Source organism: Planococcus rifietoensis (genome assembly GCF_001465795.2).
Lineage (GTDB): Bacteria > Bacillota > Bacilli > Bacillales_A > Planococcaceae > Planococcus > Planococcus rifietoensis.
In genome coordinates, this window is record NZ_CP013659.2 from 3,405,096 (window position 1) to 3,420,087 (window position 14,992).

Consider the following 14,992-nt stretch of genomic DNA (forward strand, 5'->3'; position numbering starts at 1 on the left):
TTTGACTCAAATCCGCCTTTTTCAAAGTGGGTTTTTTATTTGGGCAAATTTGGGGACGAGGGGAGAAAAAAGATGAACATCTTTCCATCAAGCATTCAAAAAATGGAGCAGGCATTGTCGACTTCGACATTGAAACAGCGTGTTCATGCAGGCAATATCGCCAATGTCGATACAGCAAATTACAAAAGTAAGCAAGTGAATTTTCAACAGGCGATGGAACAGGCAAGCGCCTCGCAGATGAAGAGCTACCGCACCGATGCACGCCACCTGGAATTCCAAAGTGGGGCGGGGGCAACGCCAGTAACGGTCAACCACAACACGAAAATGACACCGAACGGCAATAATGTCGATATGGATGTTGAAATGGCAGAACTGGCGAAAAACCAGTTATGGTATAACGCCGTGACAGAGCGCGTCAACGGCAAGTTTTCCAGCTTGAGTTCAGTCATCAATGGAGGGAGATAACGCTTATGTCTTTATTTAATGGTCTGAATATTAGCGCATCTGGTCTAACCGCCAACCGTTTGCGAATGGATGTTGTGTCTTCGAATATCGCCAACGCCAATACGAACCGTGCAGAGTTGGTCAACGGGGAATGGGTACCTTACCGCCGCAAGACTGTGGAATTATCGACCGCCGGCGCTTCGCCATTCGCTAAGCAATTAACGGCCGCCATGGAAAATAAAGGAGCCGGGGCAGGCGTAAAAGCAAGTGCCATCCGTGAAGACGCTACACCGTTTCCGGTCACTTACGATCCGGAACATCCGGACGCAGATGCTGAAGGATATGTGCGCACGTCGAATGTGGACCCGATCAAGGAAATGGTCGATTTGATGTCGGCGACGCGTTCCTATGAAGCGAATGTCACTGCGATGAATGCCTCGAAAAGCATGTTTATGAAAGCATTGGAAATCGGAAAATAACGAAGTTTAGTTTAGGAGGGGCAGCATGGAGAAAATTGCACAGTTGCAAACACCGTTTCTGCAAAATCAATTCCTGGAAAAAATGCAGCCGGAGCCGCAAGCGACAGGGTTCGGCGATGTCTTCAAGAATGCATTGAAAGAAGTCAGCGCGGCGCAAAATGTATCCGATAAAAAGACGGATCAATTGTTGACGGGCGAAGTGAAAGACGTCCATGAAGTGATGATCGCTTCGCAAAAAGCGAGCCTATCGCTTCAAATGACAATGCAAGTGCGCAATAAAGTGGTGGAAGCGTACCAAGAAGTGATGAGAATGCAAGTATGAAAGAAATTAAGGTGTGCGTTCAATGAAAGAGAAGTTCGAAACCTATAAAACCAAAACAAAAGACTCCTGGGGCAGTTTATCGAAAGCGACCAAATGGCTGATGGCCGCGTCCTTTTTCATCACATTACTTGCCCTAGGGCTTTTTGTTTTCTTCAATAGCCAAACGAATATGTCGCCTTTGTACTCCAATTTGGATCCTGCGGAAGCAGGCGAAATCAAGGCAGCGATCGAAACCCAAGGAATTCCAGTCGAAGTGTCGACGGACGGCTCGACCATCTCCGTCCCGGACGAGCAAGTCGCCAGCTTGAAAGTGAGCCTAGCGGCAGAGGGCTTGCCGAAAAACGGCAATGTCACGTACGGCATATTCAGTGAAAACATGGGGCTTGGGATGACCGACCGCCATTTTGATGTCGTGGAACGTGACGCGATGCAAAACGAACTTGCGTATTTGGTGAAACAAATCGCTGGCGTGACTGATGCCAACGTCATGATTACCTTGCCGAAAGAAAATGTCTGGCTGACCGATGAAGAACAAGTGTCGACCGCATCGATCGTCATCCAAGGCGACGGCACTTTGAATTTGGACCAAAAACAAATCAACGGTTTATACCATTTGGTCAGCAAGTCGGTGCCGAATTTACCGATGGAACAAATCGTCATTATGGATCAGAACGGACAAGTATTTGAATTGCAAGATACAGGCGCTCCGGACACCAATTTGACGGTCTATCAGCAAAACCGAGAAATCCAGCAAGGCATCGAACAAGATATTCAACGTGAATTGCAGCAGATGCTCGGGCTATTGCTCGGGCAGGACAAAGTCGTTGTTTCCGTTATGGCAAACATCGATTTCACGAAAGAAAAACGCGAAGAGCAATTGGTGGAGCCGGTTGATCTCGAAACGGGCGAAGGCATCGACATCAGCGTCGAGCGGATCGTCGAAACTTATGCAAGTGAAGGGGCGGCGCTGGCAGATGATGCCGGAACCGGGGAAACGGATATTGCCAATTACCCCGCAGCAGACGGCACCGGAACGAGTGAATCCGAACGGACCGAAGAACGCATCAATCGCGAAGTCAACCGCATTAGCCGGCAGATCGAGATGAGCCCTTATGTCATCGACGATATTACGATCAATGTCGGCGTCGAGCCGCCGGTGCCGGACAATCCGGCAAGTTTGACCGAGCAGAACATGACCGATATCCGTAATTTACTCGGGAATACGGTCAGCGCATCGCTCAGCATGAACGAGTTCCAGCCGACGCCGGCAGAACTCGATGACCGCATTTCAATTTTTGCGACAGAATTCCAAGGGCGTCCGGAACTGGCCGAAGAAGAGCCGGTCACGACATTCTGGACAGGCGTTCCACTTCTTTGGTACGTACTTGCCGGAGTGGCTGTGATCTTGTTGACGGGAATCATTCTCCTTGTAGCCAAGAGACGCAAAAAGCAGCAGGAAGAATTGGCAGCAGAACTTGAGATGGATTATTTCGAGCGGGCGGCTGCGAAAATGCAGCCAGCAGCAAACGCCACCGAACAAGACGGTGGAGTCGATTTGTCTGAATTTAATAATCGGACCAATCCAAAGCGCAAAACCATCGAGAAGCTTGCTAAAGGGCGTCCTGATGATTTCACAAATCTACTGCGCTCATGGATGGCGGATGATTAGGGGAGAATTGAATGGTAGAACGCATTAAAGAATTGACGGGAATCCAAAAAGTCGCCGTATTGCTTGTAGGTATGGGTCCTGACGTTTCCGTCGAAGTATTCAAGCGCTTATCTGAAAGGGAAATCGACCAATTGACGATGGAAATCTCCAATGTGCGCCAATTGAAGAACAGCCAGACAGAAAAAGTGATCAACGAATTTTATGAAATGGTCCTGGCGCAGGATTATATGAACGAAGGCGGGCTCAGCTACGCGCGGGAAGTTCTCGAAAAAGCGCTCGGCAAAGAAAAGGCCATCGACACGATCGGCCGCCTGTCAAATCGGCTTCAAGTCAAGCCATTCAATTTCGCGAGGCGCTTGGATCCGGCCCGGCTTGTGACCGTGTTGCAGAACGAACAGGCACAGACGATTGCATTGGTGTTGTCTTATCTTGATCCAAAGCAATCTTCGCAAATCCTCTCGCAGTTGCCGATTGAGCAGCGGGCGGAAGTAGCAAAACGAATTGCGTTAATGGAAAGTACGTCACCCGATGTTATCCAGCAAGTGGAACAAATTTTGGAGCGGAAACTATCTTCTGTGAACGGTGTCCAGGATTACGCAGTGACCGGTGGGGTGGAAGCGATTGTCCGCGTCCTCAACCAAGTCGACCGGAGTACAGAAAAAGCCATTTTGTCTGAACTTGAAAGCGGCAGCCCAGAGCTTGTCGCGGAAATCAAAAAACTTATGTTTGTCTTCGAAGACCTGGTTAAATTGGACGTGCGTTCAATCCAGCGGGTTATTCGCGAAGTGAGCGATGTGGAATTAAGCCTGGCATTGAAGGCAGCAAGTGATGAAGTTAAGGAAAGCATATTTAGAAACATGTCTTCAAGACGCTCAGAACTGATTAGAGAAGAGATAGAAGTGATGGGGCCTGTGAAACTGAAGGATGTGGAAAATGCGCAGACTGAAATCGTAGCGCTGATCCGCAAGCTTGAAGAAGAAGGCGAAATCACCGTTTCCCGGGAAGAGGGAGATGAACTGATTGTCTAATATCATCCGCAGCACCGAACAAAGCGGCACAAAAATCATCGGATTACGCAAAGTGGAAACCCGCCGGCCGTTCGAAGCTCAAGCGGATTCAGACGTCGAACAGTACGGTGTACATTTAAAAGAAGAAGTCAGCGGCCTGGAGCAGCAATTGGACACGCTGAGAAAACAATTGGCTGAAGAACAGCAACAAGCACACGCAGAAATGGCCGAATGGCGTGAAACTCAACAGCAGCAAGCGCTAGAACAAGCGGAGCAACAGGCGCAAGCTGCCGCGGAAGCTGGATTTCAAGAAGGCTTCACCCAAGGGCTCGCTCAAGCCGAAGTGGATTTTCTCCAAAAGCGCGAGCTGATGGAAAGCTTGATCGCTGCGGCTTACGAAGAACAGCGCCGCATCATCCGGGAATCGGAACCGTTCTTGCTATCGCTCAGCACCGAAATCGCGCGGAAAATCATCCGCAATGAATTGATGCAAGACGATGTGCAACTCTTGTCGATCATCCGCCACGCGCTTCGGCAAGCGGACGATACGGAAGAAGTCGCCATCCATGTGGCACTCGAAGACTATCCGGCGATGCTGCCGTTTGAAGACGAGCTGAAAAGCTATATCCGGGCAGGCGCAGAACTCAAACTGATGCCAGTCGCAGGGCAAGCGCCTTCTGGGTGCACCATCCACACGAAAAGCGGCTCGTTTGACGCGACACTGGATAGCCAGCTGAATGAAATCAAAAAGCAATTGCTCGTTTATTGTGAGGAGAAATCCAATGATGAAGCTGATAGATAGCGAATATTTGACGCTGCTGGAAGAAATCGAGCCGGTGAGAAAACACGGAAAAGTCGTCCAAGTGATTGGCTTGACCATTGAAGCACAAGGCCCAAACGCCAAGCTCGGCGAGTTGTGCTTACTTTATCCAAGCCGTTTTGACCCGCCGATTGAGGCTGAAGTCGTCGGCTTCAAGGAAAACAAAATTATGCTCATGCCATTGCGCGATTTGGCGCAAGTCGGTCCAGGCTGCCTCGTCGTGGCAACAGGCGTGCCGTTGCAGATCCGTGTCGGCCCGGCCATTCTTGGGAAAATCCTAGATGGCACCGGAAAGCCTTTGGATGACAATAAATTGCCGAAAGGCTTAAAGAAATATTCCACGACCAATACGCCGCCGAACCCGCTGAAGCGGCCGCGCATCGACAAGCCTTTGGAAGTCGGCGTGCGCGCGATCGACGGCTTGCTGACGGTCGGGCAAGGTCAGCGCATCGGCGTATTTGCCGGAAGCGGCGTCGGAAAAAGCACGCTTATGGGCATGATCGCCCGCAACACCGAAGCCGATGTCAACGTCATCGCGCTGATCGGCGAGCGCGGCCGGGAAGTGCGTGATTTCATTGAACGCGATCTCGGGCCAGAAGGATTGAAAAACTCGGTCGTGGTCGCTGCAACCTCCGACCAGACGCCGATGCAGCGCATCAAAGGCGCCTTGACGGCCACGGCGATCGCGGAGTATTTCCGCGATCAGGGGAAAAACGTCATGTTGATGATGGATTCCGTTACCCGTTTTGCCATGGCGCAGCGCGAAGTGGGTCTTGCTGTCGGTGAACCGCCGACCAGCAAAGGCTATACGCCGAGTGTCTTCGCATTATTGCCGCGTTTATTGGAGCGCTCCGGCACTTCCTCGAAAGGATCGATTACGGCATTCTACACCGTCTTGGTCGATGGCGATGACATGAACGAGCCGATTGCCGATGCGGTGCGCGGAATCTTGGACGGCCACATCGTCCTGGACCGTAAATTGGCGCAAAAAGGGCAATTCCCCGCGATCAATATCATGGCCAGCGTGAGCCGCATCATGAATGAAGTGACGACGCGCGACCATCAAAGAGCCGCGACCGAATTGAAGCGATTGCTCGCAGCTCACGATTCCGCGGAAGACTTGATCAATATCGGGGCCTATAAAAGCGGCGCCAATAAAGAAATCGATGAAGCGATCCGGGCGTATCCATTGATTCGCGAATATTTACAGCAAGATATTTACGAGAAGGCCGAATTGACGGAAAGCGTCGAACGGCTCGCACGACAATTTGGAGGTGCTGATACGTGACACGATTCAATTTCCGATTCCAGAAAATTCTCGAACTGAAAGAAAATGAAACACAGCTGGCACAAGTAGAGATGGCCGAAGCACTGAAAAAAGAGCAGGCAGTCCGTGAACAAAGTGAAGCATTGCATAGCAAGATCGCCCAGGTGGAAGAAATGAAAAAAGCAAAAGAGCAAAAAGGCCTTCCGATCTCTGAGCTGCGCATGCTAGAAGAATACATCCACCAGCTCTATGAGCAATCGTCCATGGCGAACCGCGAAGTTGCGACGCACGAACGCATTGTCTCGAGAAGCCAGGATGCCTTAAAAGAAAAAGCGCGTGAAGAAAAAACCTGGGGCAATTTAAAAGAGCAAAACTATGCCGCCCACCAAAAAGAACATCAAGCGGCCGAGCAGAACTTTTTCGATGACCTGGCCGGCAGCCGTTATTACCGCCTTGGCAGAACCGGTGACGCACAGTGAACGCGCTGGTGTCTGCGTTAACCAGCCGGCCCGCTGCATCCGCAGCTGCAGTGAAAACGCCGGCAAGCAATGAGCCCGCAGGACAGTTTGGGCAATTGCTCATGGCGTTATCGAAAGAACCGGCGCAGGCGATAGCGGAGCCTGAAACCGCACTAGAAGAGTTGCCGATGAAAGAACTCGCAGCGCTCCTCGAGCAATTATCGGACATGCCTAAAGAACAATTGACCGAAGAGCAGCAAGCTTTGCAATACGCAGTGTTCCAATTGCTTGCAGATGTCAACGGTGAGCAGCTTCAGCAAGCTATCGAAGCCTTTAGTTCCGACGAAGAGGTGCAGGGTGAATTGGCTGCGCTGGTAAAACAAATAAAATCCTTATTGCTGACTGCTAAAGAATTCGTACAGCCCGCGGAATTTTCGGGGGTCGCGGAAAAAGAAATTGCCTCAGCTGAAGCGGCGCCGGAAGAAGCGCTGCGCCCGCTCATCGAGTTGGCTGCGCAGCTGAAAGAAGAAACGCTTCCTTCAGAAAAGCTGCTGTTATTGAAAGAGCTCACGCCGATTAAAACGGAAGCGCGCCTGCCATTTGCACAGACGCCTGCCGCCTGGCTGCGCGCGCTGTCGAAGGACAGCACTCAAGCTAACAATGCGGTTGAACAGCAAGCGCCTGACACGCAAGCTGCGAAAGCGGTGCCTGCAGAGGGCGAAACGATTCCAAAAGCGGAAGCAGTTCAAGCTGCAGCTCCTGTGAAAACAGAAGGGCAAGTGCAGGCTGTTGTACTTCCGGCTGCTCTTGCTGATCAAAAGCCAGTGGATGTTCCGGTTCGGCAAGTGCCGGTGCAGAAGCTGTCGGAAACGCTCGCGGAATGGATCAGCTCACCGGCCCGCTTGAGCACTGGTGGAAATGAAGCGCGCTTGCGTATCAATATTTTTCCTGAACATCTCGGCCATCTGGAGATTTTGGTAAGCACGGCAGGCGGCAAAGTCAGCGCACAAATCATCGCGAGCCACGGCGCAGCGAAAGAAGCCGTGGAGTTCCAATTAAATCAATTGCGCATGTCACTGTCTCAGCAAGGTGTGGAGATCGATCGCTTGGAAGTGCGGGAAGAGCGCAATTCATCTGAATTCCAACAGCACGAACGGCAGCGGGAATCGCCTTTCGCGGATGCGTCTGGAAATAGCGCTGGCCGGCGCGGCGGAAGCAGCGGTGAATCCGTTTCGGATGATGCTGATATACCGCAGAGGCGCCAGCGTGAAGCTGTTTCAGCCAATGGCCAAGTGAATTATACCGTTTAACAAAGGGGACTGATTGGATGAATATCACCACAGCAACGACGGCGGCGAACCAGCCGGCGGCAGCTGCAGAAAAAACAAAGCCGGATGCACTCGGGCAAGACGCTTTCCTGAAAATCCTGATCGCCCAGCTGAAATACCAGGATCCGATGGAACCGCAAAAAGATGCAGAATTCATTGGGCAGATGGCACAGTTCAGCAGCCTCGAGCAGTTGACGCAATTGAATAAGACGATGACAGGCTACGCTGGAGAAGGCGGAAGCGCATCGCTTGCAGGTTCTGCCCATTTGCTCGGGACCGAAGTCAGCTGGTCGGCGAATGAACAAGCTGGCACCGGCATTGTCAAAGCGGTCACGATGAAGAACGGTGAGATCATGGTCGAGCTGGTCGGCGAAGAAACGAAGATTCCATTGTCGGCTATTGAACGGATTGAACAGCAAGGCGAAATCAAAAATGAACAGGCGGCCGAGCAAGCTTAAACTTGCAGCCAGCTGAAAGGGGAAATGAAAAATGTTGCGTTCCATGTACTCCGGGATTTCCGGCATGAAAAACTTCCAGGTGAAATTGGATGTTATCGGTAATAATATTTCCAACGTCAATACGGTCGGATTCAAGAAAAGCACCATCACGTTCCAAGATCTATTGAGCCAAAATATGTCCAATAGCGGGGCTAATCCGATGCAAGTTGGCCTTGGTTCAACTAGCGCTTCTTTGAACGTCAATCACAACGCCGGGTCAGCCATGTCGACAGGCGTCGGAACCGACTTAACGATTATGGGCGACGGATTCTTTGTCGTGCAAGATCCGGAAGCACCTGGCGCTGAAGGGCAATATTTAACGCGCGCGGGTAATTTCACGGTTACGGCTGATGGCAACTTGGTCACGGCTCAAGGCTATAACGTATTGGGCGATGATGGACAGCCAATCAATATCAGCGGCTACGATTCTTACACAATCAACCGTCTAGGTGAAGTCATTGGAAAGCAAGCGGATGGCACAGAGGAAGTCGCAGCGAATATCGGCATCGCCACTCCTGAAAATCCAGCTGGCCTGCGCAAGTTTGGCGGTTCTTTGTATGAAATGACCAATATCGCAAGCCCTGGTGGCCTGGTAATAGAAAATGCTGCACAAGCGGGCACAGAAATTGGTTCTGGAATGCTCGAAATGTCCAACGTTGACCTTACGGAAGAGTTTACGGAAATGATTATTGCGCAGCGTGGTTTCCAAGCGAATTCACGGACCATCACGACTTCAGATGAACTGCTTCAGGAAGTCGTGAACTTGAAACGATGATAAAACCAGCCGAACGGAGTGATGCGCAATGATTCGCTTAACAAGGCTGAACCGTTCTGAAATTGTCTTGAATGCGGTTTATATTGAGCGTATTGAAGCCATGCCGGACACGGTTGTTACGCTTACTACCGGAAGAAAAGTGCATGTGTTGGAGCCAGTACAGACAGTGATTGACTCAGTCTCGGCTTATTACCGTGACATCAACATTCTGCCGAAATTGCACGATGCACCCATGGAAGAGTAAGGAGAGTCAGTATGGAAACAAATTTTTCAGGCATCAATAGAGAAGCCTTGAACAGCAAGAAAATTCATACCTATGATTTCAAGAAGGCCTTGCGATTTTCACAAGACCAGATTCGGACACTATCCCGCATCCATGAGAATTTTGCGCGTCTGTTGACTTCCTATTTTTCGACACAACTGCGTACCTATGTGCAAATTACCGCTGAAAAAGTGGAGCAAGTGGCTTATACAGATTTCCTCGAGAATATTGAGAAAAAGTCGATTCTCGGCGTATTTGAAGCGCCTCCGCTTAACGGCAGCATGGTGATGAAGTTTTCGCCGGAAGTGGCATATGTCATGTTTGACCGCTTGCTTGGCGGTCAAGGAAATGTGGGGCAAAAGCCGAGTGATTTGACCGAAATCGAAATCAGTGTCATCAACCGGATCTTTGCCCAGTCTCTGGGTTGCTTTCAGGAAGCTTGGACATCGGTCATTGAGCTAACACCCGAATTAAAGGAAGTGGAAGTGAACCCGCAATTCTTGCCGATGGCTTCGCCGAATGAAACGGTCATCATCGTTAAATTACAGGCGAAGATTGGCGAAACGGAAGGCGAGATTCAGTTATGCCTGCCGCATTTGGTGCTAGAACAGGTCTTGCCGAAATTATCTGCACGCCATTGGCTGGCAAGCCAGAAAAAAGCAGTCGAGCATGAGGAAGTGGAAGTGCTCGAAAGGCGTCTCCACGCAACGAAGATGGACGTAGCGGCAGTGCTGGGCGAAGTGGCAATCGATATCAAGGATTTTCTGGACCTGAAGAAAGGCGATATTCTTCGCTTAGATGAATCAATTGATGCGCCGGTAAAGCTGTATATCGACCAGAAGCAGAAATTCCTTGCACAGCCGGGAATTTCAAAAGGCCGCTTGGCGGTACAAATTACAGGCTTGTGTGTGGAAGGGGAAGTTTGCGATGAAGGATGAGCGCCTATCGCCTGAAGAGATGAAAGGGCTGCTGAATAAAACAGACAATACGGTCCCAGAGGAAACTTTGGGGGGCCACGAACTCAGTGTATTGAAAGAGTTATTCTGCACAGCATTCGGCGGCACCGCTGCCCTTCGCGACCCGCTGTTTCCGGAAACGGCAGCCATCAAAGGGCCGGTTTGGAGCGTAAAGAGCAAGGATGAGCTGTTTGCTGAAACCGAGACGCCAGTCTACGTTGCGCTCGGTGAATATAGCGGCTTGTTGAAAATGCCGCAAATCGTCACGCTCGATCAAGCAGAGGCGGATGCGGTGGCTTCGGAGCTGTCAGATGAAACAGACAGCGATAAGCTGTTTGCGGCAGTCCAGGATATGCTCATGCGCCTGTTCGGATCATCAGCGACAGCTTTGTCGATGGTGAGCGGCCAAGAGATCGGCTATTCCTTATCGGGTATGGACATTCTGGAGGCAGGTCAGAAGTTTCCGTTCACTCATTTCACGAAAGAGCAATGGTTTGCTGAAGCGCTGTTTACGCTGACTGTCGGCGACCGCCAAAATGTAGCGTTCCGCATGTATTTGCCAGCCGGGCCGTGCCGAGAGTTGGCCGAAGAGCTGGCAGGCTGCGAGCAAGCGGAAGAAACGAAGGAGACACAGGATATGTCATCAAATGAACAGCAACAACCAGAAAAAACTTCACAGCCGGCGGATGCTAATGGACCGAACGTCCAGTCCGTCCAATTCTCGAGCTTTGATGAGATCGCCGCTGAACAATCGGCGCCGAACAACCTCGACATGCTCTTGGACATTCCGCTGCAAGTGACGGTGGAACTTGGCCGGACGAAGCGGATGGTCAAGGAAATCCTCGAGATGTCGCAAGGGTCGATTGTCGAACTCGACAAACTGGCAGGAGAGCCGGTGGACATCCTTATCAACAACAAACTGATCGCTGTCGGCGAAGTGGTCGTCATCGACGAAAACTTCGGCGTGCGGGTCACCGATATTTTAAGTACGGCAGAGCGCATTTCCAAATTGCGTTGATGCAAGGCGAAGGAGTACGGCAAGTGTGAATTACAGACAATGGATTTTACTACTTATAACGCTCGCTGCCCTTTGGTTTGCTGCACCGGCAATGGCGTCTGCGGATACGGGAAATGTAGCCGATTGGCTGAAAGAAGACCCGGCAAGCGAAACGGAACCGGCAGAAGCGGAAGCGGTGCCGGAGATCGAAGAGAAAAGTTTCGCTGCGATCATCGGGCAATTGATTTTCTATACCTTGCTGATCGCCGGATTGATTTACGGGCTCATCAAATTTTTGGCCATGCGCCAAAAAGGGGTGCAGTCACAGCGTGCGGTCCAGTTGATGGGCGGCTCGCCGCTCGGCCAGAACAAATCACTGCAGCTGGTCAAAGTCGGAGGCCAATTTTACTTGATTGGCGTGGGCAACGAAGTGACGCTCATCAAGGAATTTTCGGGAGAAGCGGAGATCGCCGCTTTGGAACAAGACTTGGATCAACAGCGTCCAGCTGCATCCGCGTTGTTCGGCAACGGTGGCAAAGCGAAAGCGCCATTCACGAATTTCGAGCAATACTTCGCCCGCAGTTTGGACAAGCAAAAAGAACGGCGCTTGTCTTTCGGCGAAAAGCGCACGGATGACGGGGAGGACCAGCGATGATCCCAGAATTATTATTGGCCATTCCCGGCATCTCACTCGATAATACCGATCCCGGAGATGTCTCGACGACTTTGCAATTATTATTGATGCTAACCGTGTTGTCGCTCGCACCGGGCATCCTGATCATGATGACGAGTTTCACGCGCATCATCATCGTCTTGAGTTTCGTGAGGACAGGGCTCGGGACGCAATCGATGCCGCCGAACCAGGTGCTGGTCGGATTGGCTTTGTTTTTAACCTTTTTCATCATGGCGCCGGTCGCGACGGAAATGAATGATACCGCGCTCCAGCCGTATTTGGACGAAGAACTGAACCAAGAAGAAGCGCTCGATGCCGCCATCTTGCCGATCAAGGAATTCATGGCGCAGCATACGCGTGAAAAAGATTTGGCGTTGTTCTTCAAATACGCCGAACTGGAAAAGCCGGACGGCATCGAAGGCATTCCATTGACTTCGCTGATCCCGGCATTCGCACTCAGTGAATTGAAGACCGCTTTCCAGATCGGCTTCGTCATTTTCATCCCATTCTTGATCATCGATATGGTCGTCGCATCAACCTTGATGGCGATGGGGATGATGATGCTGCCGCCGGTCATGATTTCACTGCCTTTTAAAATCTTATTGTTCGTCCTGGTGGATGGATGGTACTTAATCATCGAATCGCTGCTTGTCAGCTTTTAGCGAGAGGAAGAATTTATTTGACGCCGGATATGGTCATCAAACTAGCAGAACAATCCATTTACCTCATCATTCTCATATCAGCACCGCTATTGCTCATCGCACTGGGAGTGGGGCTACTGGTCAGCGTGTTCCAGGCCATGACCCAAATCCAGGAGCAAACTCTGGCATTCATCCCGAAAATACTGGCGGTTTTCTTGTCGCTCGTCATTTTCGGCCCCTGGATGCTGACGATGCTCCTGGATTATACGCGCGATTTGTTCGAGCAGCTTCCGCGGTTTATCGGATAAGCGCCGATGAATGATGTTCTTAATCTGCTGCCGTTCTTCCTGCTCGTGCTTATTCGCCTTACCGCTTTTTTCCTGATTGCGCCGCTGTTTGCGATGAGGGGCGTGCCCAATCAATTCAAGATCGGCATTGCCGCTTTTCTCGCACTGACCGCGACCACTGCTTGGGCTCCAGAAAGCGCATTGGTGCTTGATGGCAGTTACACTTTGCTGATCTTCAAGGAGCTGGCGGTCGGCTTGGCGCTTGGCTTTACGGCTGCGCTTTTGCTTTATGCGGTGCAAATTGCCGGAGCCTTCATCGATTTCCAGATGGGTTTTGCCATCGCCAATGTCTTGGATCCGCAGACGGGCGCTCAAGTACCGATCATCGGGCAATTCAAATACACGCTCGCGCTGTTGTTCCTATTGACCGTGAACGGCCATCATATGATGCTAGACGGCGTCATGCAGAGCTTGCGCGCCCTGCCGGCGGAAGAGTTTTTATCGGTCGGTGCGGAATCCATCGCGCGTTTTATGACCGATTTGTTTATTGAAATGTTCATCATCGCTTTTCAGATTTCACTGCCGATCGTCGCGTCCTTGTTTTTGATCGACGTGGCGCTTGGCATCCTGACAAAAGCCGTGCCGCAATTGAATATCTTTGCGGTCGGCTTGCCGCTAAAGATCTTTGTCGGCTTTGTGCTGCTGCTCTTGACGATGAGCGTGTTCTTTTATTTGCTGCAGATTCTCTTTGAAAAAATGATGGGCAGCATGGGCGAATTAATCAGCTTATTGGGAGGCGGATAGGATGAAACGCTATCCATTGAACCTGGACCTGCAGTTTTTTGCCGGCGAAAAGACCGAAAAAGCGACGCCCCAAAAGCGCCAGGAATCGCGCAAGAAAGGCCAAGTTGCCAAAAGCCAGGAAGTCGCGGCCGCACTCATCATGCTCGGCGGCATCCTGGTCCTAAGTTTTCTCGGGGATTGGATGCTTGATCAATTGCTGGCCATTTACCGCATCAATTACATCCAATACATCAGTTGGGACATCACGCCAGACACAATCCGGCTCATGTTCGAACAATTGGCCATGGATGCGTTCTTAGTCATTGTGCCGATTATGCTGGTCGGCGTGGTCTTCGGGTTTCTCGGAAATTATATGCAAGTGGGCCCGCTTTTTACGGCAGAACCGTTAAAAGCGAAGCTCGAGCGGCTCGATCCGATCAAAGGCGCAAAACGGATTTTCTCGGTTCGGGCACTTGTGGAGCTGGCCAAATCCTTGATGAAGATTGCGATTGTCGGGGGCGCCGCGTTTGGTGTCTTGTGGTTCGGCCAGGAAGAGATTTTCTCGCTGTCTAGGCAAAGCCTGCGCGATTCCCTGAGCCTGGTCGGCGGCCTTGTCCTCCAGATGGGCATGGTCGCGGCGCTCATCTTGTTGTCTTTATCAACGCTCGATTATATGTACCAGAAATACGAGTTCGAAAAAGGCATCCGGATGTCGAAGCAAGACATTAAAGATGAATACAAAAAAGCGGAAGGCGACCCGTTGATCAAGCAAAAGATCAAAGAAAAGCAACGCCAAATGAGCATGAACCGCATGATCCAGGATTTGCCGAACGCTGACGTCGTCATCACCAACCCGACGCATTATGCGATCGCGATCCAATACGACGCCGAAACGATGGAAGCACCGAAAGTCATTGCGATGGGGAAAGACTTTACCGCGCTCAAGATCAAAGAAAAAGCGAAAGAGCTCGGCATCGTGACAATGGAAAACAAGCCACTCGCCCGCTCGCTCTACGCACAAGTATCGATCGGCGATTCCGTGCCCGAAGAATTATTCCTAGCCGTCGCCGAAGTCCTGGCTTATATCTACGCTTTGAAGGGCAAGCTTTCATGAGTTTGTATTAAGAGATAGTAATGTGGAGGCGCTTCAGGCGGACGCTTTCCGCGGGCATGGCTTGAGCCTCCTCGGTCGCTTCGCTTCCTGCGGGGTCTCAAGACTCATGCTATTCCCGCAGGAGTCGCCGCCTTCCGCTTTTTATAATTAGCAAAAAAGGATATGGAGCAAAACAGCGCAGACTCCTGGGGGATCAGCGAAGTGCTGAAATCC

At 51.1% G+C, this 14,992-nt stretch carries 19 protein-coding genes; all 19 read left to right on the forward strand.

Going from position 1 to position 14,992, the window contains the following annotated elements:
* Positions 1-72 precede the first annotated feature (72 nt).
* From flgB to flhB, 19 genes are read left to right on the forward strand one after another with little or no spacing between them, the layout of a single operon-like run.
* Positions 73-465, forward strand: coding sequence for a flagellar basal body rod protein FlgB (gene flgB / locus AUC31_RS16980; protein WP_058382084.1), 393 nt, complete (start codon positions 73-75; stop codon positions 463-465).
* Positions 466-470: 5 nt separating this feature from the next.
* Complete coding sequence (gene flgC, locus AUC31_RS16985) at positions 471-923, forward strand: flagellar basal body rod protein FlgC (protein WP_058382083.1); 453 nt, start codon at positions 471-473, stop codon at positions 921-923.
* 25 nt (positions 924-948) lie between these two features.
* Complete coding sequence (gene fliE, locus AUC31_RS16990) at positions 949-1,245, forward strand: flagellar hook-basal body complex protein FliE (protein ID WP_058382082.1); 297 nt, start codon at positions 949-951, stop codon at positions 1,243-1,245.
* A 22-nt stretch (positions 1,246-1,267) separates the two neighbouring features.
* The gene (gene fliF / locus AUC31_RS16995) at positions 1,268-2,914 is read left to right on the forward strand and encodes a flagellar basal-body MS-ring/collar protein FliF (RefSeq protein ID WP_058382081.1); all 1,647 of its coding nucleotides are present in this window, start codon (positions 1,268-1,270) and stop codon (positions 2,912-2,914) included.
* Between the two features lie 11 nt (positions 2,915-2,925).
* The gene (gene fliG, locus AUC31_RS17000; RefSeq protein WP_058382080.1) at positions 2,926-3,942 is read left to right on the forward strand and encodes a flagellar motor switch protein FliG; all 1,017 of its coding nucleotides are present in this window, start codon (positions 2,926-2,928) and stop codon (positions 3,940-3,942) included.
* Positions 3,935-4,723, forward strand: a complete 789-nt coding sequence (locus AUC31_RS17005) for a FliH/SctL family protein (protein WP_058382079.1) — start codon at positions 3,935-3,937, stop codon at positions 4,721-4,723. The genes fliG and AUC31_RS17005 overlap by 8 nt, the downstream gene beginning before the upstream one ends.
* Entirely contained in the window at positions 4,707-6,029 is a 1,323-nt protein-coding gene (fliI, locus tag AUC31_RS17010) for a flagellar protein export ATPase FliI (RefSeq protein ID WP_058383726.1), read from the forward strand. Before AUC31_RS17005 ends, fliI begins: the two co-directional genes overlap by 17 nt.
* On the forward strand, positions 6,026-6,487 hold the full coding sequence (gene fliJ, locus AUC31_RS17015; protein ID WP_058382078.1) for a flagellar export protein FliJ: 462 nt from the start codon (positions 6,026-6,028) through the stop codon (positions 6,485-6,487). Before fliI ends, fliJ begins: the two co-directional genes overlap by 4 nt.
* A complete protein-coding gene (locus tag AUC31_RS17020; protein ID WP_058382077.1) occupies positions 6,484-7,776 on the forward strand; it encodes a flagellar hook-length control protein FliK in 1,293 nt (430 codons plus the stop codon). Before fliJ ends, AUC31_RS17020 begins: the two co-directional genes overlap by 4 nt.
* Positions 7,777-7,793: 17 nt before the next feature.
* Entirely contained in the window at positions 7,794-8,252 is a 459-nt protein-coding gene (locus AUC31_RS17025; protein ID WP_058382076.1) for a flagellar hook capping FlgD N-terminal domain-containing protein, read from the forward strand.
* A gap of 31 nt (positions 8,253-8,283) precedes the next feature.
* Positions 8,284-9,066 (forward strand): flagellar hook-basal body complex protein, encoded by a 783-nt coding sequence (locus AUC31_RS17030; protein WP_058382075.1) that lies wholly within the window; start codon positions 8,284-8,286, stop codon positions 9,064-9,066.
* 28 nt (positions 9,067-9,094) lie between these two features.
* Complete coding sequence (locus AUC31_RS17035; RefSeq protein ID WP_058382074.1) at positions 9,095-9,310, forward strand: flagellar FlbD family protein; 216 nt, start codon at positions 9,095-9,097, stop codon at positions 9,308-9,310.
* 11 nt (positions 9,311-9,321) lie between these two features.
* Complete coding sequence (gene fliM / locus AUC31_RS17040; RefSeq protein WP_058382073.1) at positions 9,322-10,266, forward strand: flagellar motor switch protein FliM; 945 nt, start codon at positions 9,322-9,324, stop codon at positions 10,264-10,266.
* Entirely contained in the window at positions 10,256-11,302 is a 1,047-nt protein-coding gene (gene fliN / locus AUC31_RS17045) for a flagellar motor switch protein FliN (RefSeq protein ID WP_058382072.1), read from the forward strand. Before fliM ends, fliN begins: the two co-directional genes overlap by 11 nt.
* Positions 11,303-11,327: 25 nt before the next feature.
* On the forward strand, positions 11,328-11,936 hold the full coding sequence (locus tag AUC31_RS17050; RefSeq protein ID WP_058382071.1) for a flagellar biosynthetic protein FliO: 609 nt from the start codon (positions 11,328-11,330) through the stop codon (positions 11,934-11,936).
* On the forward strand, positions 11,933-12,616 hold the full coding sequence (gene fliP / locus AUC31_RS17055) for a flagellar type III secretion system pore protein FliP (RefSeq protein ID WP_058382070.1): 684 nt from the start codon (positions 11,933-11,935) through the stop codon (positions 12,614-12,616). Before AUC31_RS17050 ends, fliP begins: the two co-directional genes overlap by 4 nt.
* Before the next feature lie 17 nt (positions 12,617-12,633).
* The gene (gene fliQ, locus AUC31_RS17060; protein WP_058382069.1) at positions 12,634-12,903 is read left to right on the forward strand and encodes a flagellar biosynthesis protein FliQ; all 270 of its coding nucleotides are present in this window, start codon (positions 12,634-12,636) and stop codon (positions 12,901-12,903) included.
* Between the two features lie 6 nt (positions 12,904-12,909).
* Positions 12,910-13,686: a flagellar biosynthetic protein FliR gene (gene fliR / locus AUC31_RS17065; protein WP_058382068.1), complete on the forward strand. Its 777-nt coding sequence runs from the start codon at positions 12,910-12,912 to the stop codon at positions 13,684-13,686.
* 1 nt (position 13,687) lies between these two features.
* A complete protein-coding gene (gene flhB, locus AUC31_RS17070) occupies positions 13,688-14,779 on the forward strand; it encodes a flagellar biosynthesis protein FlhB (RefSeq protein ID WP_058382067.1) in 1,092 nt (363 codons plus the stop codon).
* The last annotated feature ends 213 nt before the right edge of the window (positions 14,780-14,992 follow it).